Source organism: Paraburkholderia antibiotica, assembly GCF_012927125.1.
Classification (GTDB): Bacteria; Pseudomonadota; Gammaproteobacteria; order Burkholderiales; family Burkholderiaceae; genus Paraburkholderia; species Paraburkholderia antibiotica.
Window position 1 is genome coordinate 175591 of sequence record NZ_JABBFZ010000010.1, and the last position, 24597, is coordinate 200187.

At 56.7% G+C, this 24597-nt stretch carries 16 protein-coding genes and 2 pseudogenes; 8 read left to right on the forward strand and 10 right to left on the reverse strand.

What is annotated here, in order from left to right:
- Positions 1-130 precede the first annotated feature (130 nt).
- Positions 131-393 (forward strand): annotated as a pseudogene (locus HHL14_RS17980) (transposase); the annotation flags it as partial.
- A 227-nt stretch (positions 394-620) separates the two neighbouring features.
- On the opposite strand, the gene HHL14_RS17985 reads toward HHL14_RS17980, so the two are convergent.
- On the reverse strand, positions 621-1670 hold the full coding sequence (locus HHL14_RS17985; protein WP_169498969.1) for an IS110 family RNA-guided transposase: 1050 nt from the start codon (positions 1668-1670) through the stop codon (positions 621-623).
- Between the two features lie 73 nt (positions 1671-1743).
- On the opposite strand from HHL14_RS17985, the pseudogene HHL14_RS17990 reads away from it, so the two are divergent.
- Positions 1744-2598: pseudogene (locus HHL14_RS17990) on the forward strand (IS3 family transposase); the annotation flags it as partial.
- A gap of 432 nt (positions 2599-3030) precedes the next feature.
- Here the strand turns inward: HHL14_RS17990 and HHL14_RS17995 are convergent.
- The 3 genes from HHL14_RS17995 to HHL14_RS18005 all read right to left on the reverse strand — a co-directional run bounded on the left by HHL14_RS17995 (position 3031) and on the right by HHL14_RS18005 (position 7647).
- Entirely contained in the window at positions 3031-3732 is a 702-nt protein-coding gene (locus HHL14_RS17995) for a response regulator transcription factor (protein WP_169498970.1), read from the reverse strand.
- 275 nt (positions 3733-4007) lie between these two features.
- Positions 4008-4658, reverse strand: a complete 651-nt coding sequence (locus HHL14_RS18000) for a response regulator (RefSeq protein ID WP_169498971.1) — start codon at positions 4656-4658, stop codon at positions 4008-4010.
- A 1159-nt stretch (positions 4659-5817) separates the two neighbouring features.
- A complete protein-coding gene (locus HHL14_RS18005; protein WP_169498972.1) occupies positions 5818-7647 on the reverse strand; it encodes an OmpA family protein in 1830 nt (609 codons plus the stop codon).
- Between the two features lie 1123 nt (positions 7648-8770).
- On the opposite strand from HHL14_RS18005, the gene HHL14_RS18010 reads away from it, so the two are divergent.
- The gene (locus tag HHL14_RS18010; protein ID WP_169498973.1) at positions 8771-9268 is read left to right on the forward strand and encodes a hypothetical protein; all 498 of its coding nucleotides are present in this window, start codon (positions 8771-8773) and stop codon (positions 9266-9268) included.
- Between the two features lie 577 nt (positions 9269-9845).
- Here HHL14_RS18010 and tssE read toward each other — a convergent pair.
- The 6 genes from tssE to tssK form a co-directional block, all read right to left on the reverse strand.
- The gene (gene tssE / locus HHL14_RS18015) at positions 9846-10277 is read right to left on the reverse strand and encodes a type VI secretion system baseplate subunit TssE (RefSeq protein WP_169498974.1); all 432 of its coding nucleotides are present in this window, start codon (positions 10275-10277) and stop codon (positions 9846-9848) included.
- A 13-nt stretch (positions 10278-10290) separates the two neighbouring features.
- Positions 10291-13005, reverse strand: a complete 2715-nt coding sequence (gene tssH, locus HHL14_RS18020) for a type VI secretion system ATPase TssH (RefSeq protein WP_169498975.1) — start codon at positions 13003-13005, stop codon at positions 10291-10293.
- A 157-nt stretch (positions 13006-13162) separates the two neighbouring features.
- A complete protein-coding gene (locus HHL14_RS18025) occupies positions 13163-13648 on the reverse strand; it encodes an Hcp family type VI secretion system effector (protein ID WP_169498976.1) in 486 nt (161 codons plus the stop codon).
- 97 nt (positions 13649-13745) lie between these two features.
- Positions 13746-15419 (reverse strand): OmpA family protein, encoded by a 1674-nt coding sequence (locus tag HHL14_RS18030; RefSeq protein WP_329601684.1) that lies wholly within the window; start codon positions 15417-15419, stop codon positions 13746-13748.
- 68 nt (positions 15420-15487) lie between these two features.
- Positions 15488-16153 (reverse strand): DotU family type IV/VI secretion system protein, encoded by a 666-nt coding sequence (locus HHL14_RS18035; protein WP_169498978.1) that lies wholly within the window; start codon positions 16151-16153, stop codon positions 15488-15490.
- Positions 16150-17511: a type VI secretion system baseplate subunit TssK gene (tssK, locus tag HHL14_RS18040; protein WP_169498979.1), complete on the reverse strand. Its 1362-nt coding sequence runs from the start codon at positions 17509-17511 to the stop codon at positions 16150-16152. Before tssK ends, HHL14_RS18035 begins: the two co-directional genes overlap by 4 nt.
- 518 nt (positions 17512-18029) lie before the next feature.
- Between tssK and tssB the strand changes: the two genes are divergently transcribed.
- The 5 genes from tssB (at position 18030) to HHL14_RS18065 (ending at position 24232) form a co-directional block, all read left to right on the forward strand.
- Positions 18030-18545 carry a type VI secretion system contractile sheath small subunit gene (gene tssB / locus HHL14_RS18045; protein WP_169498980.1) on the forward strand — a complete coding sequence of 172 codons (516 nt, stop codon included), beginning with the start codon at positions 18030-18032 and terminating at the stop codon, positions 18543-18545.
- 71 nt (positions 18546-18616) lie between these two features.
- Positions 18617-20170, forward strand: a complete 1554-nt coding sequence (gene tssC / locus HHL14_RS18050; protein WP_169498981.1) for a type VI secretion system contractile sheath large subunit — start codon at positions 18617-18619, stop codon at positions 20168-20170.
- Between the two features lie 188 nt (positions 20171-20358).
- Entirely contained in the window at positions 20359-20823 is a 465-nt protein-coding gene (yiaA, locus tag HHL14_RS18055; RefSeq protein WP_169498982.1) for an inner membrane protein YiaA, read from the forward strand.
- A gap of 133 nt (positions 20824-20956) precedes the next feature.
- The gene (locus HHL14_RS18060; protein WP_206002383.1) at positions 20957-23323 is read left to right on the forward strand and encodes a type VI secretion system Vgr family protein; all 2367 of its coding nucleotides are present in this window, start codon (positions 20957-20959) and stop codon (positions 23321-23323) included.
- A 9-nt stretch (positions 23324-23332) separates the two neighbouring features.
- Positions 23333-24232, forward strand: a complete 900-nt coding sequence (locus HHL14_RS18065; protein WP_169498984.1) for a DUF4123 domain-containing protein — start codon at positions 23333-23335, stop codon at positions 24230-24232.
- The last annotated feature ends 365 nt before the right edge of the window (positions 24233-24597 follow it).

A 24597-nucleotide genomic window follows, 5' to 3' on the forward strand; every position in this document is an offset into this window, starting at 1 on the left:
ATCAAGTTGTTGGTAAAAAAGTTTAGATATTTGATTTTATTAAGGACTGGACAGGAGGCGATGACCTGCCTGGCGATTTTCGGACCAGCTGAAACTTGAGAGAATGGCTTCCAACGGAGAAATGGAAGTCATGAAGAAGAGCCGATTCACGGAAGAACAGATGGTCACGATGCTGCGCGAGGCGGACAGGACGTCGGTCGCGGAGGTATCGAAGAAATAAGCGACCAGACGATCTACAACTGGCGCCAGCACTTTGGCGGCATGGATGCGGCCGATGTCAAGCGACTGAAGCATCTGGAGCAGGAGAATGCCCGGCTCAAGAAGATGCTGGCCGAACGGGATCTCGAACTGGATGTGATGAAGGAGATCAACGCAAAAAATGTATGGTCCGCCCTGGTTTTGCAAGCGGGCACTGACGAACGAAGCAGTTTGCGTAAATGTATCCGGCCTCTCGCAAGTCAGCCGCTTTTGGCGGCAAGGCCATGATGGGATATGCGCGCTCGGTTCCCAATAACTGGACCGGCCACGAAGGCCGCTTTTTTGGACCGGGCTTACCGAACGCCGTTGCACTGTTTCGTCATCAATTACTCGTCTGCAAACTTTGAAGAGAGTGCGGCTACCTACAAGATACGTGGCTGCCGCAGGTAGAAGGTTCCTTGTCGCGTGAGAATGGTCCACGCGATACGTGCAAGCTTATTGGCAAGCGCGACTATTACCTTGTTCCTGTGTATGCCCTTCGCCTCCATGTCGGAAATCCAAACCCCAAGATGATCTTTGGTCCGATCGAGATGCAGCACACATGCGCGCGCACCATGGATCAATAGCTTACGAAGGTAGGGGTTGCCCCGCTTGGTAATGCCGAGCAGGTGCTGCTTGCCTCCGGTAGAAAACTCCCGGGGAACAAGACCGAGCCACGCAGCAAAATTACGCCCCGACTTGAACTGGGTACCGCTGCCGGAGAAAGCTGTAATGGCGGTTGCTGTCAGGTGAGCGATTCCTGGTATGGATGTTAGCCGCGTTGCAACATCGTCTGCTCCGGCGATAGCTTCGATCTGGCGTCGTAGTTGCAACAGGCGCGCCTCGATTGACCGATACTCTTGCCATAACTCCTGCAAAAGTTCACGCATGGCAGTCGTCAATCCGTTGGTCTCGTCAGACAGGATGTTCGGGATATCGCGCACGAAGTACGCAGCTCCTGCGCCGATAGTCAGGCCATATTCAAGCAGGAAAGCACGAGACTGATTGATGACGGCAGTCTTGCTGGACACCAGTCGCTGCCGGACACGATGCAGCGCCTGCAGATCTAACTGGGCTTCGGTCTTTGGCTGCGTAAAACGCATGGTGGGGCGTGAAATTGCTTCTGCGATCGCTTCTGCGTCGACGATATCAGTCTTGTTGGACTTGACGAACGGTTTGACGAATTGCGCAGGCACGATACGAACCTGATGCTCCTGGCCAACAGCCTTGCGCGCCAACCAGTTACTGCCGGGGCAAGCCTCCATACCAATGATCGTCGGAGAGGCGCGGGCAAGGAGTTCAAGTAACCGTTCTCGGTTGAAGCGGCCTTTGAACACGGGCTTGCCGTTATCATCGAGACCGACGACATGGAAAACGGATTTCCCGATGTCTATGCCCATGCGGGCGATTGAAGTCGTGCTACGTTGACTCATGACACACCTCCGGGGGTGAGGATCGGCGTCAGCGTCGATTATGCCCCTGTGGGAAGGGCGGACCATCCTATTAGTGGTGAGCGCGTGCGCGCGACGCCAGCAGGTTGCCTATGCGAGGACACGGGGCCTGTCGGAACGACGAGCGTGCGCGCTGATGCTGGTGGCAAGATCAGCGTTGCGTTACCAGTCGAAGCTGGCTGAGCGGGATGCTCCGGTGAGGGCGGCCATGTGTGTGCTGTCGGCGCAGTATCCGCGCTACGGCTACCGTCGCATCCAGATTTTTCTGGAACGGCAGGGCTACCCGATGAGCGCCGACCGTGCATGGCGACTGTGGAGGCTCGCCGGATTGCAGGTGCCGCGCAAGCGTCCGCGTCGGCGTGTGTCGGTTCGTCGACCCCGGCCAACACCAGCCACGGCAGCACGACACGTCTGGGCTTACGATTTCGTGTTCGATGGATGCGCCAACGGTCAGCAGTTGAAGTGCCTGACGGTGATCGATGAATACACGCGCGAATGTCTGGCCATCGATGTTGCCGGGTCGATTCGCTCAGGGCGGGTAATCGAAGTGCTGTCGCAATTGATCAGCCTGCATGGCACACCGCGTTACCTGCGCTCGGACAACGGCCCGGAGTTTGTGTCTCGCGCTATCTTGAAGTGGGCCGCACAGAACGGAATGGACATGGCGCTCAGCGATCCCGGCAAGCCGTGGCAGAACGGTACAGACGAGAGCTTCAATGGCAGGTTCCGTGACGAATGTCTGAGCCTGGAATGGTTCCGCTCACGGGTCGAAGCCAAAGTCGTGATTGAGCAGTGGCGGCGCCATTACAATGCGATTCGGCCGCATTCCGCGCTGGACTACCTGACACCCAACGAGTTTAAGCAACGGTATGGTTCAACTGAAGCAACCGAGGCCGTTCTCCAAGATTGAACCGGTCCGAAGAAATCAGGCAGGTCAGCGAGGCATTAAAATAGAGTTCCTTGGGAAGATGGCGCGTGAAATCTGTGCCAGAGATAACCAGATCTGGTGGGCGTTCTGTGGAGGTTGATGCGAGGCCCGAAGAGAGTGGGTTGATCGTTACAATGTTGTTGTGCAAATTTCCATCAAAGTTCACCAGGATTCAAGTCCAGTGTCGTGAGACGTTACGGAATCCAGATCACGATACTAAATGAACGAAGAATGCGTGGATGCTTGCCGTAATGGTAGTCGAAGGTCGAATAAGTTCTGGTAGAGGGTCCGGTGATTATTGATGCAGGCACACCGAGCCTGCACGAAAACTCAATCACCGGAGCCTGGAAATAAGGAAGCTAAGATTACACTGCAGGTTAGGCTCGACTGTTCGGATTAGCCTGTAACCAGCAATCATTCATCGGAAATATCAGATTCGCCCTGGTCCGTGACAGGAGGAGTGGACGACTCGGGGGCATTTAATCCGACTTCGAAAGAAAATTGAAAAAGGTCTGCGTCGCGCGTGATGCCAAGTTTGCGCATCGCACTGGCTTTTTGCGAACTGACCGTTTGCTTGGTTATTTTCAAACGACGCCCAATTTCCTTCCCAGGGAGCCCGGCGACATATAAGCGAACGACTTCCTTTTCTCGAGGGGAGAGCACTTCTTTGTCTGATTTTTCCAATGAAATTCGCATAAGCGTAGCGTCTTGCTTGCCTTCCGGGTCAGGGAAGTAGACGGCACCGGCGTATACTGCGTGAATCGCGGAGACTAACCGGTCCAAACGGTCTTTCTTGCTGATAATCGATTGAATGCCAATTCTGGCTATTTCACGAGCGATCGCTGGATTTTCTATCACCGAGAATACGATAATACGTAGATCGGGATAACGCCGTCGCAGATTGGAAAGCATCGCCATTCCATCTTCGCGCGTACAGTCAGGCATAGAATAATCAGTGACAAGCACATCGCAGTGAACTTTCTCAAGCAATTGAACAAGCTCATCAGGATTTTGCGCTACTCCGGAAATATTCAAGACGCTGCTTGAACCGATTATGAACTTCATGCCTGCGATCAGTGCCGGATGATCATCAGCCAACACGACATCAATTTTCATGCTGTACGCCTCATTCTTCGTTTCATCTAGGGGTTAAATTATCGTCATATCTCTGCGATATGAAGTTGGCAGTTGTCTTGAGACGTGCGATCTGGAAAATGGCACGAAATTCAAGCGATAAAAGCTATGCCAGATCAAATTTTCAGAGAACAAAGCACTGACATTTGCCTGAATGCCGAAGATATTTTGTTTTTTATAAAATATGAGACACTATATCTGGAAGTTATTTGTCTACGGATAAATTGGCCATTTGTCAATTTATTCGGGGGCTCGGATCAATTTATCCATGTACTATTACCGTCAAAATTTTTCGCTGGATCTTTGGAAAGTTGCAATGCTTCGATTGGGGCAAATGATTGATGCCCATGGAGAATGCAAAAAAAATCAACCATATTTCCGATCCTCAATTTTTTCAACGCACTAACCTTTTGGGTGCTGATTGTCTGTTTGGATCGATTCAACTGTTTTGCGATTTCTCCGGTTGGGACGCCGTACGCATGCAAAGATAGAACCTGTAATTCCCGTTGAGATAATTTGCTTCGAAATTTTTCTTTAGATTCGGTTGAAATTACTGCGATGCAAAGTTTTTGAGGATCATCATACTTGTGAACAACCGAGTAGACTCCAATATTTGACAATAAATCCAGCAGATTAGGATCGTCTACTATGGTGAATACAATGATTTTCAGATCTGGAAATTTCTGACGAAGAAATAATATGAAAGAAAATCCATCCTCGTAACTCCCTCCGGGCATCACATAGTCTGTGATCAATACGTCGCATGGTGCGCGCGTAAGTGTTTCAACTATGCCGTCAGAGTTTCGAGCTGTGTCAACTACTTCTACCGAATTGTATCTATCTAAAATATGAATAATGCCTAACAGCACTGCGGGATGATCGTCGGCGACCACAACACGAATACTCACTGTCCAAACTCCGACTCGTTCTGAACGCGTGCCCAACGCACTCGCTCGATATTAAGAATTTACAAAAATGTCCTCTCCATGTTTGTCGAACTTGTCCGTAATTGTCGATGTCAATGTCGAATTTATCCTAAAAGACGAGATCAACGATGGGATGATAGTTTTCTTGCCGCCGTCAGCACTGACTCAGGGGCAGTAATAGAAATCAAGGTATAGGCAAGACGGGGATCGGTGATGGGAAGATAGCGCGACTAACTGGCTTGTCGCTCGATACGGTGTGCAGCTATTTGAGCGATGAGCAGGCGGTGGGTTACAGGTAACGTGAGCCACACTCGACGAAGTTCAATCCGTTCAGGGAGCATGTTGCTTCCGCGCGCGCGCAGGATCCGATGACGGTGTTGCATCGGACGCTGTAAGAGGCGGGCTACGAAGGAGACGTCAGGTTGATCGAGGAACTCCCGGCGCCGTACAAAGGCCACGATGTGAGGCCGGTGGGGCGGTTGAGACACCGCCGTGAACAAACAGATTTAAACCGACGTCACGGTCGTCCGCCGTGACTGTGTGTCGTTATTGGCGTTGGGCGCGGATGCTGGGATGCAACCAGGCTGTGCTATTGCCCCCGGCGAAGCGTTCATCTCTTCGGTGGCATATCCGGGTACATGCCTGCTCGATTACGCGAAGTCCGTGACTGTCGAGTGCGATGCGTTCGGCGATGGCGAGCATCGATGACACATCCAACTGCCTGTTGTGGCAAACGCCTACGGATTCACAGCGACAGTCCACCCAAGGCCACGGGGAAGGTCGAACGCTTCAACCGCCATCTGACGGCGGGTTTCATGGAGCGGCTCGCGGCCATGCTCAAACAGTGGCGTTGAAGCTGACCATCGAACGTGCCGACGCGCGCATCGGCCATTGGCTCGCGGAAGTCGCCAACATGTACGCGCATTCCTCCCTATGCGAGCGTCCCGTTGTGAGGCCGGCACTGGAGCCAGCAGCGCTATTGCTATTGCTCCACTCCACGCCGGCAACAAACGTCGGCCAACGGACTGCGCCTTCGAGGCTGCGTCGCGTGCCGTAGCGAGCGCTCCTTCGGCGTTCGCATGTGATGCGTGACGCGCGACTGGAGGTCGCGGTATGACGTCACGCTCGACTCGGATGGTGCTTACGAAGTAGTGCCGGGAACAAAAATGATGCGCCGATTCGCGAAACGCCCTCGCGCCGTTGCGTTGCTCGCTATAGGGCGGGAGATACCATAACCTTTTGCGTCAAGAGACGCCGCTGCTACGCCTCTCTCGACGAGGAACGTGCGAACCGCCGCGGCGCGTTTCGCTGAGAGATCAAGATTTGCCTTCGGATCACCCACATTGTCCGTAAAGGATTCGATAGTTAGAGCTATCGTTTGCCCGCGTGCGGCGCACGCCTTGAGTACCCGTGCCGTTTCGCTGAGGTTGTCAGTTGCCGACTGAGGTATGTGGCCGCTCCCGCGCGCGAAATCGACGACCTGAATATTGAGCACCCGGTCGATGGAGTCGCAATTGCCTGTCGTGGGCAGATTTTCGATTCCAGTCTTGAATGCCGCGGTCGAAGATGAAACGGCTTTGGCCGCATCGAAAATGCCAACGTTGTACCTGGGGCCGAACATGGCCCGAATGCGTGGGACCCAGTGAGCGTCGGCTTGGGCTGCGGCTCCACCAAGTTCGATATTGCGATCGTTAATGGTCATGTCCGAGCGCGCGATGCGCATCAGGGGAACAAGCGCCTCACTGTGTGCAATCCAGTCCGCCGACGACTTTGTATCAACAACGATGTCGGCCGTATAGTGTCCGCTCCCCAATCCACGGTTCAAAATCTGACGCAGACGGTTTTCCTCGCTGCCACTGGTTACGGTTGCATAAACGTTCGCTACTCCCGTCCTGCCTACGCCAAATCCAAAGCGGGCATGATGTGGCTTATCTGGAGCGGCCCCGTTCGATGCGAACGACAAGGCGGTTGATCCGCTTGCGGACGCTGATGTTGACGGTGACGGCGAACTCGTCGCCACGGGACCCGCTACGACCGCTTCGGAAGCCACCGAAGTGGTTGTACTGACATCCGCCGTCATTGGCGACGACGTGCCCGCCGACCCCGTGACTTCTTTCTGTGAGGTATTCGACGTGGTCTCGCGCGGAACCGGTTTCTGAATGGAAGTGGTGTTATTGAGTTCCACTGCGGACTGCGACCGCTGTGCATAGTAAAGCCCACAGGCAATAGCCGAAGCGCCGCCGGCAACCACAAGAAGCCCCGCTATTACCTTTCGCTTTATCCGAGGCGGGGCGGTACGCGTTAATACGGCACTGTCCACCGGCTCTTCGCACTTTGTCTCCTCGGCTTTTTTTGTCTCTTCAGCTCTCTTCAGATTCCCTGAGAGAACACGCAACTGAGCCGGAATCGTGTCGCAGAACTCGATCGCGCTATCGAAGTGCAGCGTGCTGGCGAGCGCGTCGGAAAACTCCGATTGGATCGAAGGCCATTGAGCAGCAAGCAGTAGAGGCAGTGCACTTGAAGAACCCTGTTCGATCAGGATATGGCGCTTGAGCACACCCGACAACGTGGCGACGATAACGCCGGTCATTGCATATGCCGCCTGAGTCGGGATCCCCGAGGTAGATGCGACAAAATCACTCAGTTCCCAAGGCGTGACGGACATGGCATCGCGAACGAACGACTGACCACGCTCTTCAAGCGATTTGAGACCGGCAGTCGTTGATGCGATTTCGGCGAGTTCGCCGTCGATTCGTGCGTTGACCTGTGCGGACATAAGTGCAGCGAACAAATTCTCAACCGCTCCCGGCATTGAACCGGCCACCATTAGCGCTGACACCAGTGCAGGCGCTGCGCGATCGATGACGGACTTGAGGATGTCGGCTGATAAGCCAAATCGGACAGACAGTTGACCCAGCACGGGCTGCGAAAAAACGGATTGGAGTGCCTTGACGAGATCAATGTGCTTCATCGAATGAGTGGTGCTTTCTTCCTGATTAATGCTTCGCAACGCGGTGGCCGTCCTTGTCCTCGATCCGTTCGAGTCGGAGAGGAGAAACTGAAGAGAACTTCGCAATCTATCAGATGACCTGAAACGGATTGGTCAATATTTGTCAGGTATGACATGGCAGCGCCGGGCTATTGGCTAAAGCGTCTTTAGCAATCAACGACTTATGAAATAAGCTTTAAACGAGTGTATTTTCGGACTAGTCGCTAATTTTTTTGCGACACAAAGACGAATAATATTCTGGGTATCGGTGGCGCGCTGATGAGCAGGAAGACCCACCCAGCAACGTGGTGGAGTAAGACCATCTGCGCAAATGAGACCATGTAGGGAGAGACCTTCACTGTCGGCATGCCAGAACAATTATCAGACTACGATCAGCGATTCTCCACGACCAGGGCTACTAAAGAGTTCATTCGGTACCAGATTCTTAAAAAATTCGGACAATTTCAGACGTTCACCAACACACAGGTTTTCCTATAGGTCGTGTACTAATGCGGCATCCGCGATCATTAGATGTTGATCCGATTGCACAGCAAATCTACGCTAGAATGCGCACCGGGGAGTTGCAGGTATACCGTTTCAGATGAGTGACCACAGATCGAAGACGACTCTGCCATGACGCCATGGCGCCATGATGTGCGCGTCGCTTCTGCCTCAGCGAGACTTTCTATACACGTAGTGAAGTCAGTGACACTGAATCGGGCAATCGTCGTCAATCGTATTTGAATGGAATCGCGGAAGATCCGGTACATGCATCGTAGTAGCTCAGCAGGAGCGGGGCGTCCTGTATCGAATCAGATCTACGTGACAACCGGTCAACACATGGGTTATCGCGACATCCCGACCTTCTTCTGTTTCGCCAGCAACGCTTTAGTTGATCAGTAATACATAGGAAACGGAGAGTCTTCTGTCTGGAAGATCGGCCTGCAAGGCTACCGGATTCGGAGCCGCACTTGTCGCGCTGGGCATCCAGATGATCACGCAATTCTGACCTTGAAGGCAGGTGCGAAACTGTTTTACAGGCTGCCGCATGATTTGCGAAATGCGAGCATGTCTACCTAAAAACTTTGGAGTGGAGTTACAGCACATGGAAGCACGAACCAGCATCGCTGGAGAATATGGGAATTACGCCAGTATGAGAGGTCATCAATGGGAGCAGGCTGCCCCGTTGCCTCAATCCGGTCAGGCCAGCGCCTTCGAAATCATGGCCCGACAGGCGCAAGAGGAGGTAGAGGCACTTGCGGAAAAAATCGCGCAGCTTGAGACAGGAATTACGGAGGCACGTGTCGAACAACACGTTGCGAAAAGGAAAGCGGAAGGGTTGGTCCGGCTGATTGCCGAACTGCGGGAAGCAAGAATAACTGCTCAACCCATCGCCGAGCCCGAGATAGTCGGGAAACAGGAGGCGGCCGATGCGACACCTGTGAACGTCGATCGTCCGCGCCGTGGCATGCGGTTCATCCTATGGTTGGTCATCGTCGGATTCTGCTTTGCAGCACTGGCTCTGGGTACGTATTACCTGAATATACCCGGCACGCTTGCTGACCATATTCCGGTGCTGAGACCTATTGTTGGTCTGAAGTGAGTCTGCTTGAACCGGATGGAATTCGCGCTGTCTGGCAGATGGGCGGAACACGCCCAAGCCCATCAATCCCGGCGAGACTGGCATGAAGTGACCGCATAGGGCCAGAGGATCAAAAGCCCTCGGCCCCATGCCGTTTAGATCCGTACAGGCTGCAGCCTGATCGGAATGCGCAATCTATTCGCCTGTTCAATAGCGGACAGGATCATGAATCAGCATGGGATCGGTGCTTCGCAGCATGCTTGCCGAAAGTGCGTCCACTCTGCGCAGAGCGGTCGGCCTTCTTTCCGCGATTTTTTGCGTGTGATTTCCCAGGAACCAATTTCGAATGATCGCCGGTACAACTCGTCGCACTCTTCCTGCATCTCGAAGCCGGTTTGCTGTGATGCGGCTTCGTACCTTCCTGTTTTAACTGCTGGGCAGTCATCCATTGTTCGGAATACGATGCATTGGCGTGAGCTGCAAAAGCAATCAGAACGCTGAGTGCCAGGCTATTAAAAAAACAACGATTCTTCATGTGATCTGGTACTTCTTTCTGTTAAAAATCAATAATCTCTTCGACGTGGCCTAACGGCGCCCGTTAAGGGGCACGATTGCGATTGACGATCTGCTCGACACGCATGCGCCCGGGTGACTCGAAATACGTCCCAAAGCGGACCAGCCCGGCCTTTTTCAGGTGGCAGACCATCGTGAAGCTCGCGAGTAGCCCGGGATCCGGATTGTCATTGATCTCGATTCCGACCGAGCGCAGGCGTGGCTCGAACTTCAGCAGCGTGCTTTCCATCTGGTTGCGAAGATCATTGACCGAAGAGGGCAGGTTTCGATACACCTCTGTGAGATCCGGTAACCCGTAGTCGGGAACGTGCTTGAGTGCTCCTGCGCGCGTGTTGAGAATGCGACGGATGCTGGCCTGGACACTCAGAATCTCGAGCGTGTTGTCATCGTGATCTTCAAGCGCATCGCCATCGACGTGGCCGAGCAGCATGTCATACAGAGACGGTCCCGCGGGCATGGTGTCGTTCCTCTCAGGCGACCGGCTCTACCGCTATGTCCGCGGCAACCGGCATGTCGCGGTCGAAGAAGTCGATTGTCAGTCCGCCCTCCGCCGAACTGGACAGGATAATTTTTGCTGGTGTCGTACCGCTGGCCAGGCGCGTCAGCAGTTCGCGCGAAATCGCGGGGAGGATGCGCTGATTGAGGAACGCGTCGACGTTACGCGCGCCGGATTCCCGTGCGAGGCACAACTCCGCCATCGCGGCGATCAACGAATCGTCGCAAACCAGCTCGACGTCATGTTGCTGGCGCAGTCGTTCGGCGACCTTCTCCAGTTTCAGACGCACGATGTCGGCAAGCGCCGCCGCGTCGAGCGGTCGGTAGACGAGGGGCTGGAACCGCGCTAGCAGAGCAGGCTGGAAGTGAGTGACCAGTTGTGGATGGATGGCCTCAAGGAGCGCTGCCTGGGCGATATCCGGATTGTCGGTTGTGACTTCGTCAATAGTCGCGCTGCCGAGATTTGACGTCATCAGGATCACGCAGTTGCGGAAGTCTATCTCGCGTCCTTCGCCATCACGCATGGTGCCGCGATCGAATACCTGGTAGAAGATGTCCAGTACGTCGCGATGAGCCTTCTCGACTTCGTCGAGCAGCACGACGCTATACGGGCGTTGGCGAACCGCTTCCGTGAGGATGCCGCCACGGCCATAACCGACGTAGCCCGGAGGCGCTCCTTTGAGTTGCGAGACGCTGTGCGACTCCTGGTATTCCGACATGTTGATCGTGGTCAACGCCGCCTCGCCGCCAAAGAGCAGGTCGGCCAGCGCCAGCGCGGTCTCGGTCTTTCCAACGCCGGAGGGGCCTGCCAACAGGAATACACCAAGCGGCGCATGCTCGTTTTTCAGGCCCGCCTTCGCGGTGCGCAAGCTTTCCGCGAGCGTGGCTAGCGCATCGTGTTGGGCGACTACACGCGTGGCGAGTTGTGTCTCCAGGGTCAGCAGGCCGTTCAGTTCATCTTCGAGGAGATTGCCGACCGGCACGCCGGTCCATTCGGCGACCACGCGTGCGATCGCCCGGGCATCCACATCGGCGAAGATTAACGGTGTCTTGTTCTGCGCGTGTTCGAGTGCTTCACGTGTTGTCGCCAGCGCGGCGCAGCCGTCCGCTAATCCGGCATCACGCTGCTGCAGTAGCGACTGCACGAGGGCGAGCTCCTGTTCATAGCGTTGCTGCAATGTCCCCATCCGGGATTGGGCTTCGGTCAACGCCGTGTCGAGCGCGGCTCGTCGCGCTTTGACGTCGTTGATGCCGGCTCGCGCGTCGTCTTCTATCGTGCTCAGTTCGAGTTCGATGGCCGCGACTGAAGCTCTTGCGCGCTGCAGTTCCGCCGGCGGCGATTCGAGCCCCATACGCACGCGTGCCGCGGCCGTGTCGATCACGTCGACTGCCTTGTCCGGCAACTGGCGCGCGGGAATATACCGGCGTGAGAGTGTGACCGCGGCCACCAGTGCTTCATCGCGGATGTGCACATTGTGATACTTCGCATAGCGGCCTTTCAGGCCTCGCAACATCAGACAGGCCGCGTCGTCGTCCGGTTCGTCGACCTTGATCATCTGGAAGCGCCGCTCGAGCGCGGCATCGCGCTCGAAATATTCCTTGTACTCCGACCACGTCGTTGCCGCGATCGTGCGCAATTCGCCGCGCGCAAGCGCCGGCTTGAGCAGGTTGGCCGCGTCGGCGCCGCCGGCCGAATTGCCCGCGCCGATCAGCGTGTGGGCTTCATCGATGAAGAGCAGGGTAGGCGTGCTCGAGGTTTGCACCTCGTCGATCACATTCTTCAGGCGCTGCTCGAATTCACCTTTTACGCCCGCGCCTGCCTGCAGCAGACCCAGATCGAGCGTGAGAATCCGGACATTGCGGATCACGTTCGGCACGCTCCCTTCGGCCACGCGAAGAGCAAGGCCCTCGACAAGCGCGGTTTTGCCCACACCCGGCTCACCCACGAGGATCGGGTTGTTTTTCCTGCGGCGCGCGAGCACGTCGACCATCTGCTGGATCTCGCGATCGCGACCGAACACCGGATCGATCTTTCCCTCGCGTGCCTTCGCCGTGATGTCAATCGCGAAGCGGGCGAGCGCTTCGCCTTCCACGTCAGGTTGGGTCGTCTGAACCGTTTTTCTCACAGACGTTGCCGCGGCCGCGCCGGTTTGCGTGACAGTCGATTCTTCCTGTACCGACGTCGGCTCTTCGGCCGGGTTCTCGCATGTGCGTTGTCCGAGTCGCGGCAACTGACGCTGGATCTGTGCGCTGCTGAGCGTCAGGAGTTGCCATGTCTTCGGCGTGCGAAGGACATGCGGCGCATCGACGATTGCCTGCAGGACATGCCCGGAACGGATGGTCGGATTGTCGCTATCGGCGGACGAATGAAACCAGGCTTCCTGCAGGACGTGGGCCAGTTGCTGGGAGAGGCTGGGGCGACCACGCAGGTTACGCGGCGTGTGATCGATGGATGCGAGCAGAGCATCCCAGAGCGCGTCCACGTCGAGATCATAGTGGTTCAGGAGAGCAGGGATATCGCCGTCCCCAGCCTCGATCAGTTTGAGCAGCCAGTGTTCGACCGAAATCTCGTCCGCGAGCCGCGTTTGGCACAGGTTTGCCGCTGCTTCCAGCGCCGTCGCGCAGTGTGGGTTGAGCCGACGCAGCAGTTGGCTGGTGTCGCGCGGGGATGTGCTTCGGTCGTTGTGCATGGGCAGGTTCGGTCAATTCGCATGTCTAAATAAGGGCGAGCCGCCAGGAGCGGCTGCCCCATGCAATTAAATAGGCCAGTCCGCAAGGGTTATCGAGCGGGCTGGCAAAGGACGGCCAGCACTTGCAAAAGTGGGCAGTCCTTCAGACCACGGATAATCAGGAACGCTCGTTCCAGGTGTCCTTGTGGATGATGTTGCCGTCCTTGTACGACCACGTGATCGTTTCGTAGCGCAGCTCGACTTCCTCGAGGTGGTTGTGCCTTTCGTAGTCGGGATCCTTGATGTCGAGCATCTTCGGACGCACCGCGACAACCTTCACGTTATCGAGCTTGGTGTTGAAGTACTCCTTCTCCTTACCGGCGTCGTCGATCTTGTACCACTTGATCTCCGCCGACTTGAGCGTCTGGCCGCTCGTCACCGCCTTGTACAGATACGGCGTCGACGCGTCGGTTTCCTTGACCAGCTTGATCGGCGCGTGCACGCGAGTACCGGTCAGCTTGCCGGTGTTCCCGTCGGTCGGAATGTGCAGGCTGTGATCGAATGAGGTGATCTCGATGCTACCTTCGCGGTTCTGGACGGTGACCGACCCCTTGATGTCCGCACCACCATCGTCTTTGAGCCACATGTATGACGGAATTGCCATTTATATTCACTCCCTATTGTTTACAGCAAGAATTGCCCGGAACCAGGTGCCGGGCGTTACAACCCCAAAGCCAGGCGCTCCAGGGAACCAAAACGTTTTAGCGCGGCGTTGTGCCGGTACTTGCCGGCAGATCCGTCTTCTGAAGGGGTGTTGGTGCATCGGGCACCAGCGTGATTTCCACGCGGCGATTTTTTGCCCGCCCTTCGTCCGTGTCGTTGCCGGCGATGGGGCGTGTATCGCCAAAGCCTTGAATAGCAAACTGCGTCGATGCAATGCCGGAAGCTTCAATCAGCCAGTCGCGCACTGCTTCGGCGCGCGCAGTCGACAGCTTCAGGTTGCTCTCCGGTTCACCGACGTTGTCGGTATAACCGGCCACGAGGATTCGCTTGTCGGGATGCAGCTTGATCATTTCGAGCGCGTTGACCATCACCCGGGTCGAGCCGTCCTTGAGCTGTGCGCGACCGCTGTCAAAGAGCGACATGCTGTCAAGCGTCACGACCGACGGCGGCGGCGGTGGGGGTTGATAGGACGCGATGGCACGGTCGAGCACGGGAATCAGCCCGGCACCCCGGTACATGCCGAACGAAAGCCGCAACGGCACGCCCGTGCGCTGATATTCAAGGAGCCTGTCCCGGTCGGCGACGATCGCCTTGAGCGCATCCTGCCGCGCGGCATCGTGATTCGCCGGAATCGTCGCGAAGCGCTCAAGGTCTGCCCCGATGTGATCCAGAAGCGCATGGTTGTTCCGGCCGGCCGCCCAGAACGCGAGCATGGCGACGCACCCTGCGATACCCAGCACGTGTGCGAGCGCGCGCAGCCGCGGCGAAACCCACAGCCTGAGCGGGGCGGCTTCAACAATAGCTTGTGGCAACGGCCATGGAGCGGGTGTTGCATCCATGATGGGTGGCGTCAGCCGGGTGCGCAGGGATATCGCCGCCTTCCACGCACTTTGTCCGGTGTCCTGCGGACCGCAATTGATCCAGCCGATCCCATGCAGATTCCACCGTGCAGCCGGATGATGCCGGTCGTGGAGCGGCCCGATGACGGCACGCTGAGTCCAGTCGACCAGCGCAGCAAGTTCGGCTGCTCGCCATGCGGATGTGCTTCCGTCTTCCGATTTCCATACGGTGCGCTCGGCCGCGCGAACCACGGCCTCGAATCGTGCGGCATCCTCGAAGGGTGTCGCGCTGGAGACGCCGTACCAGCGCGCAGTCAGAGTCTGCTGATCGGGAGCGCCGAGCCGCTGGTAGATCGCAACATAGCCTGGCAGGCGTGTTCCGATGAGTTTTGATGCGTCACTCGCCGCCTGACGGATCAACCTCAGTTTCTGGCCAAGCGCGTCGTCGTCGCCATATGCCGCTGGAGTGAGCGTCAGCACGACCCCTTCCGGCGCGCGCCCGTCGCGCCATCGCCGCACGGCAACAGCAATGCGCGGCAGGTTCTGCGGACTGACGATTCGTAGCCAGATTGCGCCTTCGCCTACCCACGCAAGCTGTTCGCATCCTTCCCGGTCGAAAATCTCTGCCAGGCCGTCGCCGGTCACGAGGAAAACAGGCATACGCGTGCGCATGCTCGCGGGAAGGTCCGCTGTCGTGCTGCCCAGCGCTGCCATGACCGCCTGCTGTTCGTCCTGACGTTCCCGTACTTGCCATGTCCTGAACAGGATGAATACCGTACCCAGTACAAACGCACCGGCGGCAATCCACCATGCAAGTACCCGGTCGACGGGCAACACCGCGAGCGCAAGCGCGACGATCAGCACGGTCGTCACCCCAACCACGCTTCGGTGAGGGTAACCTCCATGGAAAATCTGCCGTGAGGTTCGAGAGGCCGCGAGCATCAGGTTTTCGCCGACAGCAGATGGGAGACCTGCAGATCAAGGCCTTGCCCGATCACCACAAAGACAATGGCGCCGGCCGCGCACGCGAGTCCGGCGAGCGCCCACGGCGAGAGCCGGTAGAGCCAGTCGAAGCGATGCGTACGCGCTGCATCGACGATCAGTTCCGAATCTTCTGAAGGAGCGAGTTTCTCGAGCCGCTCATTGAGCGACCGGACGATGGTCGCGCGCTGGGATGCGCCTTCGCGGGCATATTTCCCCACGAATCCGAGACCCAGTACGGCCGCATAACACTCGAGCAGTTCCACGTTGGGCGTTGCTTCGCGCATGCGTGCGGCGAGACGGCTGTACACCTGTTCGCCTGCGTCGTGCTCACCGTATCGTTCCACCTGCAACGGCGTCGCTTCCCAAAGGGGACGGCTCGCTGCCGGAAGGTGGGCGAGAACGGTTTCGTCGAGCAGGCCGCATTGCATGTAGATTGCGTCGCGTTCGACATCGGTCGGTACCTTGCGCGCGGTCAGGGCCGACGCAAAATCATCGATCAGTTTGCGGCACTGTACCCGCAGATTCCCGACGTCGTTTGTCGTAGCGCCCTGTGCGAGCTGCGAGATTTCGAGCGCGGTGTCGCGAAGCAACGCGCAAAGCGGTAACTGGCGGTGGATTGTCATTTATCAACCTGCGATGTCAGCACTGCGTAGAGCTCGAGCGACGCATCGGAAACGTTTGCTGGCAGATAGATCTGGCAGGTGCGTGCGGCGAGCATCGCTGCGAACACGGGGTCTTTCGAGTCGAGCGCGAAATACTGGTTCTCGAGCCGCACCGGAATGGCCGCGGGTACACGCTGCACCGCGTGAAGCGGCACGGCGGGGAGCGCTGAATTGACGATATGGGCGATATCGTCCGGTGCGCCAATCTTGCACAGTCGCGGAATCACTTCGGCCAGCTGGAAAGCCGGCATCGATGCATTGACCGACAGGTACCAGTCGGCTCCGTCAAGCAGACGATCGTCGTGGATGTGCCCACTCCAGTACGTCGGACCTTTCTTCAGTAGTCCGATTGGAACGACACGCGACGGAATGACGGCGTTGAGCAGTTCGCGAATGAGATCTTCCAGCTTCGAGAAAACCTCGTCCTGGCGTTCATGCTCGTAAGCAGGGATCTCGGCGAGGTTGACACGTGTCGAGAAGGTCATCAGCGCACCAGTGAGTTGCGCCAGTACATGATAGAGCCGCTCCGGCGGCTGGTACGGGTGACTCGCGAGAAAACGCAGTTCGGGCCACTGCGTATTCAGGCAATGGAGAAGCCAGTAAAGGGAGACGTCCGCTACGCCGAATTCGGCAACGTCATCGATCCGTTCGCTGCGGCGTGCAGCCAGTGCCATGCTTTTCGCGTGGAGGATATCGGCGATGCGCGAGACCCGTTCCTCGTGACGTCGGTGACCAGAAAGCGCGAGGCAGGGCGGTACCCAGTCGTGGTCCACCTCGAATACGCCGCGCTGACCACGCACGAGGCGCAGAATCGGGCAGACGATGTAATCCGCGTGAGACTCGAAATCGAACAGCAACTGGAGCGAATGGCGCTCGACAGCCAGTTCCGCGTCCATCGTGCCGAGCAGATCCGGCACTTCCACGAATTCACGGAAATAGCGTCTTGGGCGCGAGACCGTTTCCTCATCGGCGCGGCAGTTGTTTCCGAGCGCATCGAACAGCGGGAGCCCGACGTACACGATCACATTCTGAACGTGCGAACCGACATCGCGGGCAAGATCACGTGCGGGCGGCAGCACATCGGCGATTGATGTGTCGATGGGCGTGCCATCTCCGAAGCGCAACTTGAGGCCGGCGAGTTTCACGCGTCCATTGAGCAATAGCTCCTCGTCCAGACGGACATCCAGTACACCCCACGGTTCGGCAACCGCGAGCGGGACGAATTGTTGCTGAGCGAATTGCCACCACAGGCCCTGCTGCTGGAAGTGATGCGGCGACAGCACAGTGCCGTCCTGCCAGAGCGGTTTATATGTCCGCATATTCTTTTTGCCCGATAAGGTTTGCTGAACATCAGTGGGGCCGGATTTTAAACACAATCTGTCACATCTCGTCCAGTACTTAATGTTGAATGCATAAATTAGATATAAAAACGAGTCGGCTGAATTTTGCCTCAACCTTCGAAAGTTTGATAAATCGCAACACGGTATGGGCTTATGTGTGTTCTATTGCTTAAGCCTTGTGCAGAAGGGGTTTCGAGACTTCTTAATACAAAACATAATTATGATTGTCAATTAGACAAATCTGAACTTAACTTTAAATGACATTTAATAAATTATCAAAATCAAATCCCCTTTGACGAATTGAGAAATACAAGTTCTAATGCACCCCGAATTTGGCAGGCGAACGATATTGCCTGCCTGAAAAGAGTTAGCGGGAGTGTGCATGGGACTGCTATTGGCCTGTAATACGTGACGGCCACGGACGGTTCCGGTACCTGCTGCGCCTACCGGGCGGCGTCAGCTACGGTGGGTTCGATTGACCACTTATGGGGATAGGTATGGCTGACAGCTTCCAGAAAGAAATTCCATCGAGCAGGATCAACATTTCCGTCGACCTGCATACCGGCGGTGCGCAGAAGAAGGTCGAACTGCCTCTGAAACTGCTTGTGGCAGGGGACTTCAGTGCAGGTAAGGCGACGGGCTCACTCGCAGAGCGCAAGAAGGTGTCGATCAACAAGAACAACTTTGACAGCGTCCTCGCCGATTTCAATCCTGAACTGAAGATCGGTGCGGAAAACACGCTCGCTGGCGATGGGACGGAACTCCCTGTCAAGCTGAATTTCCGGGCGATGAAGGATTTCGAGCCGGAGCAGGTTGCCCGCCAGATCCCCCAACTGCAAGCTCTGCTTGCGATGCGCAATTTGCTGCGCGACCTCAAATCCAACCTGCTCGACAACGGCACTTTCCGTCGCGAATTCGAGAAGGTCCTGAAGGACTCGGCGTTGTCGGCGCAACTGCGCGAAGAACTGTCGCAGATCGCAACGGCAGCAATGCGCCCTGAAGGTCATGCCTGATTCGAAGGCTAAAACAGACCTTCACCGCATCACGAATCTCTCTGGCCGCAACGTGGCCGACAGGACATCATATGGAACACAACGAATCCCAGCAGCAGTCGGGTGTACACGAAAGCATCGTACTGCACGCCCCCGAAGCAGACCATAACAGCGTCTATCAGGCACTGTGCGAAAAGATCAATCTCGAGCCGGTGCGCGAAGCACGGCCGCTCGAGGCATTCCAGAATGGCGACCTGCTTTCCGAGTCGTCGGCAGCCGAGCGTATCGCGCGCGGCATGAGTGCATTCCTTGAACTGGTCGGCAAGGGTGGCAAGCCGGTCGAGCGACTGGACAAGTCGCTGCTCGACTTCCACATCGGGCAGCTCGACGAGCAGATCAGCCGGCAGCTCGACGCGGTCATGCATCACCCCGAATTTCAGGCCATCGAGGCGCGTTGGCGTGGCGTGAAGTTCAACGTCGACCGAATCGATTTCCGCCGCAATGTCCGCGTCGAAATGCTCGATCTGTCGAAGGCCGACCTCCTGCGCGATTTCGAGGATTGCGCCGAAATCATCCAGAGCGGTCTTTATCGTCACACCTACATCGACGAATACGATACGCCGGGCGGCCAGCCCATCAGCGCGCTGATCTCCGACTACGAGTTCACGAACTCGCCGCAGGATGTCGCGCTTCTTCGCAACATCTCGAAGGTGGCCGCCGCCGCGCACATGCCGTTCATCGGCTCCGTCGGTCCGAAGTTCTTCGGCAAGAAGACGATGGAAGAAGTGGCTGCGATCCAGGATATCGGCAATTATTTCGATCGCGCCGAGTACATCAAGTGGAAAAGCTTCCGCGATACCGATGACGCACGCTACGTCGGCCTGACGATGCCGCGCGTGCTCGGCCGTCTGCCGTATGGCCCGGACACGACGCCGGTGCGCAGCTTCAACTACCAGGAAGAGGTCAAAGGTCCGGACCACGAGAAGTACCTGTGGGTCAACGCGTCGTTTGCGTTTTCCGCGAATATGGCCCGCAGCTTCATGGATAACGGCTGGTGTGTCCAGGTGCGTGGGCCGCAGGCGGGCGGCAAGGTCGAAGACTTGCCGGTTCACCTGTATGACCTCGGCACAGGTGTTCAGCCGAAGATCCCGACCGAAGTACTGATTCCGGAGACGCGCGAGTTCGAGTTCGCCAACCTCGGCTTCATCCCGCTGTCGTTCTATAAGAATCATGACTATGCGTGCTTCTTCTCGGCCAATTCGGCCCAGAAGCCGGCGCTGTACGAGACCAGGGAGGCGACGGCCAACAGCCGTATCAACGCGCGTCTGCCGTACATCTTCCTGCTCTCGCGGATTGCGCATTACCTGAAGCTGATCCAGCGCGAGAACATCGGTACGACCAAGGATCGTCGCGTTCTGGAACTCGAACTGAACAACTGGATCAAGGGCCTCGTGACCGAGATGAAGGACCCCGGCGACGAGCTTCAGGCTTCGCATCCGCTGCGTGAGGCCAAGGTCATGGTCGAGGATATCGAGGACAACCCGGGCTTCTTCCGCGTCAAGCTCTTCATCATTCCGCACTTCCAGATCGAAGGTATGGACATCGGCCTGTCGCTGGTGTCGCAGATGCCCAAGGCAAAAAACTAAGGGATGGGTCGTGCTGTGCAAACGGTCGCCCTTGCGAGGGCGACCGTTTGCGATCTGTATCGGAGTCATCCACCGTCCACCGGGCAGTCGATCCCGATCGGGTGCCTGGTGGCGGTATGAATGGTTGAAATCGCAGGCTCTTTCGTTGAAGAACTCTGTGCATCACACATAAGTAAGGAACTGGATCAATGTCACATGTGCAAGGCTATCGCCGCCCGTCGTTTGCTTTTATCGCTGCGTCGTGGTGCGCATTGCTGGCCGGTGTTATCGCGTATCTCGTTGGACTATGGAACGCGAACATGCAGCTCAACGAGAAAGGCTATTACTTCGCGGTGCTTGTGCTAACCCTTTTTGCCGCGGTCTCTATTCAGAAGAGCGTTCGTGACCGGCTGGAGGGCATTCCTGTGACGGGTCTCTACTATGGCATCACGTGGGCGGCACTGTTGACGAGCATCGGGCTGCTTTGCATTGGATTGTTCAACGCGTCGTTCACGCTGAGTGAAAAAGGGTTCTACGGAATGTCGTTCGCTCTGAGTGCTTTCGCAGCCATCGCCGTGCAGAAAAATACTCGAGATCTTGACGCGGTGAGATCGGCCTATGCGAGCGTTGACGTTCTGGTTGATACACGGGACAGGGACAACGCCGCTGCCTAGTCTCCTCCCCGGTTGCGGTGGGAGCGTCGTGTACGAGCAGTACGAAGTGACTGTTTTCGCTTCGCGCGCGAAGTATCGCCCGATGTAGGTCGGGCATGTGTGCGTGGCAGCAGGTTTAATGGAAGGGGTTAAGGTGGGCGTCAACGAAGCAATTGGATCCCTGAAGAGGGATGGCCTGCAGGCCTATCATCTTGATGTCGTCGGCAGCAAGTTCGCGCCGGGTTTCGACGTCGTTGATTTTGCCGGTGTGGAGGAGGCAGGTGCGCCCACGACCTTCAGGATGAAGCTGACCCACCGGGTCGCGGATCTGCCGGTAGACGATATCCTGACGAAGACGGCTGTGTTTTCCATCCGGCCGCCCACCTTTGCCGGTGTGGTGCTGCCTGCCGGCCCCGGCCGGCAGTTTCAGGGTGTCATTACCCAGTTCAACCAGCTTTCCAGCAGTAAAGACGAGACGACCTACGAGGCGGTGCTCGAGTCACGCATTGCGCTGCTGAAGAACGTCAAGCGTTGCCGCATCTTTCTGGGGCAAACGGATCCGGAAATTATCGAGCAGATTTTCCGGGAGCACGAGTTCGGCGCAGGCACCAGCGATTTCGAATTTACGCTGCGCCGCGACTATCCGAAGCGCGACTTCGTGATGCAATGGAACGAGACGGACCTCGATTTCTTTACCCGTCTTGCGCGCCGCTCCGGTATCTGGTTTGTGATTCGCCAGGGCGAATACGGCGAAGTGACGCACTTCGGCGATGACTTTACGCACTACGAGCGCAGCGACACATTCGTGGCGCCTTTCAGGCCGACCTCCGGTCTTGAAAGCACAGGTGCCGAGTCGGTCGAGAAGTTCGAGACCCGCACGAAGACGATCGCTCAGGCCGTCACTGTACGCCACTACAACCATCGCAAGGCGCCACAGCCTATTGATGGGGAAGCCAACGCCGCGCCGGACGATAAGACCACTTGGGGCACGCCTGACGTCTGGGCAGCCGGACACCTGAGCGACGATCAGGCTGAGTGGGAAGCCCAGTTGCGGCATGAAGCACTGCTGTGCGAAAAGATCGTTTATACGGGCGAGGGTAACGTGCTTTGCGTTGCGCCCGGACGCGTATTTCGATTCACCAATCGGGCACTGCCCGAGGCCGAGTACGGTCAGTTGGTCACGCGTGTCGAACATGCTGGTTCGCGCGACAAGACGTACCACAACACCTATACGGCGATCCCGTCGCATCTGATTTACCGTATGCCGCTGCTTGAGGAGGCGTGGCCGAAAATCCACGGCACCATTAGTGGGCGTATTACGTCGCCGGATCGATATAAGTACAGCTACGTCAACAAAGAAGGCCACTACATGGTCTTGTTCGACTTCGACCGCGAAGAGCGTACGGGAGGGTTGACGAGTTGTTGGATGCGGATCGCAAAACCATTTGCAGGCCCTAGGACTACCGGACATCATTTCCCGGCGCTGGATGGCTCGGGCGTCGAAGTGGCCTTCGAGAACGGTAATCCGGATTTTCCGTATATCGCTCACGTGATGCACGACAGCGTGAATCCCGATGTGATCACGAGCGACGATCGCTGGATGACGCGCAACGTTATTCGCACGCAGTCGAACAATACCCTTCAGATGGAAGACTTCGAAGGGGAAGAGCACATCAAGCTTGCGACCGAGGGTGGGGGTAAAAGTCAGCTTAATCTTGGGAATATCGTCAACGCCGGCCGTGACAAACGGGGTAGCGGGGCGGAGTTGCGTAGCGACGATCATGTAGCCGTTCGCGGTGGTAAGGGCGTATTCGTCTCTGCCGACAACCAGCCAATGGCCTCGGGCAAACAACTCGAGATGCGCGCTGCAGAGGCTCTGCTTCAGCAGGCCATCGAGCAAATGCAGGCCGTTTCGGATACAGCCAAATCCGCCAACGCATATGCTGCGGAGGTAGAAAAGCAGCGGGACCTGCTGAACGAAACACTCAAAGGGCTTAGGCAAGCAGGCATCCTGCTAAGCGCACCTGCCGGTATGGGCCTTGTCTCCGGTGACCATCTCCAGGTTAGCGCCTCCAAAAACCTCATCGCAACAGCCGGTGGCAACGCCGACATTGGTATCCTGCGAAAGCTGACAGTGGCTGTTGGCGACGCCATATCGCTTTTCGCCCAGAAACTCGGAATCAAAATCTTCGCTTCTCAAGGGAAGGTGGAAATCCAGGCACAGGGCGACGAAATGTCCCTTGGTTCGCTCAAAGATCTCACCGTCACTAGCACAAATGGCCGGGTGGTTATATCTGCATCCAAGGAAGTCTGGATCGGTTCCGGTGGGTCCTATATCAAGATTACCGGTAGCGGCATCGAGAACGTATCGCCTGGTGACATTCTCGAGCGTTGCGCGTTCTGGGATACCGTCGAACCCGCCTCGGAAACTCTGCCTTTGCCGCAGTTCCCACGGACGACCTGCAAGAGTTGCCTCATCGATGCGATGCGCCAAGGTTCACCCGGCGTCCACACCAGCTAGGAGCGTCAAGTGTATCGCTATATTCTGTTCGACTCGAGTCAGCATATGCGCTTTTCCAGTCGGCTTGACCGACTGGGGGCGCAATACGTCTCACTGTTCGATGGTCATCCGGAAGAACCATTCCGTGACATTGCACCGCTCCTGATCGACGTGACAGTCGACTGCGACATCACACAATCTGTGCTTGACGAGACGACTCGAATCGGCCTCCTGAAGCCCTGCGTTAGCACCCTGGATTCGACGAAATCTCTCGAGGAGCTCGGCGAGCATCTCCGGAAATTTCACCTATTCGAAATGTCAGGTGGCAAATTGATGGTGATGCGCTGGTATGACACTCGCATTCTTCCGACGTTGATGAGCGTTCTGAACCCTCAGCAGGCAGCCACTTTTACGCGCGGCATCACGGCGTGGAAGATCTATGACCGGGTCGGCGTAGTTGAGGAGCAGCAGATGCCAAATAGCAGCGGCGTGCAGTCTCTCGAACCTATTCCGCTCACATTTGACTTGGCGCAGGAGCAAGCGCTATTCGACGCAGCGGAACCCGACCTGTTGATCTACGAGCTTCGGCGCAACATCAGGGCAGAGATAGATCGTGTACCGCGCGACATCTTGCATCCATTCATCAGCAGTCAGTTGCAGAGAGCACGGGAATATGGGCTAACGGATAGGGCTGACCAGCTTCAACTGATGATTTTCGCTCTTTCCACTTCAGGCAATTACGTTGAGTTTCCGGGCATCTCGGATCGCCTGAAGGCGGGTTTCGCCAACAGTCAAGAACTTTTTCAGCAATGGATAGAGAAACTTCCACAGGAAGCCTGGGCCGCGGGACAGCCTCTTTGGGCGATAAGTGCGAAGGTCGCAGAAAACTCCAACGGCCGGAACGCAAGCGACGCATCGCACCGACTCTAGCGACGTCAGCAAAAAGAGCCTTCGGGGTGCTTGCTTACGTTGGCGCTTCTTCGGTGGTCAGCTTCGTTGTGCTCAACGTCCTCGTTGTATTCGGTATCGATGGAGCTTACCGTCGCATATGCACGGAAGGCGATATGAGCGCGGGGATGGTTATCTTCCTCGCACTTGTACTCGTTGCCACTGTACCGATATCGGTACTAACGGGTTGCGCAATTGCTTCTTTGAGGCCGTGGGTGACGTGGAAGCGACTGGGTTATGGCGTGGCGTCGTTATTGATATCTATCGGAGTGGTGTATGTGGCGAGCTATGCTGGGGCAGTACTCACTCATGCGCAACTGCGATCCTGTGCATCGAAGTGGACACTT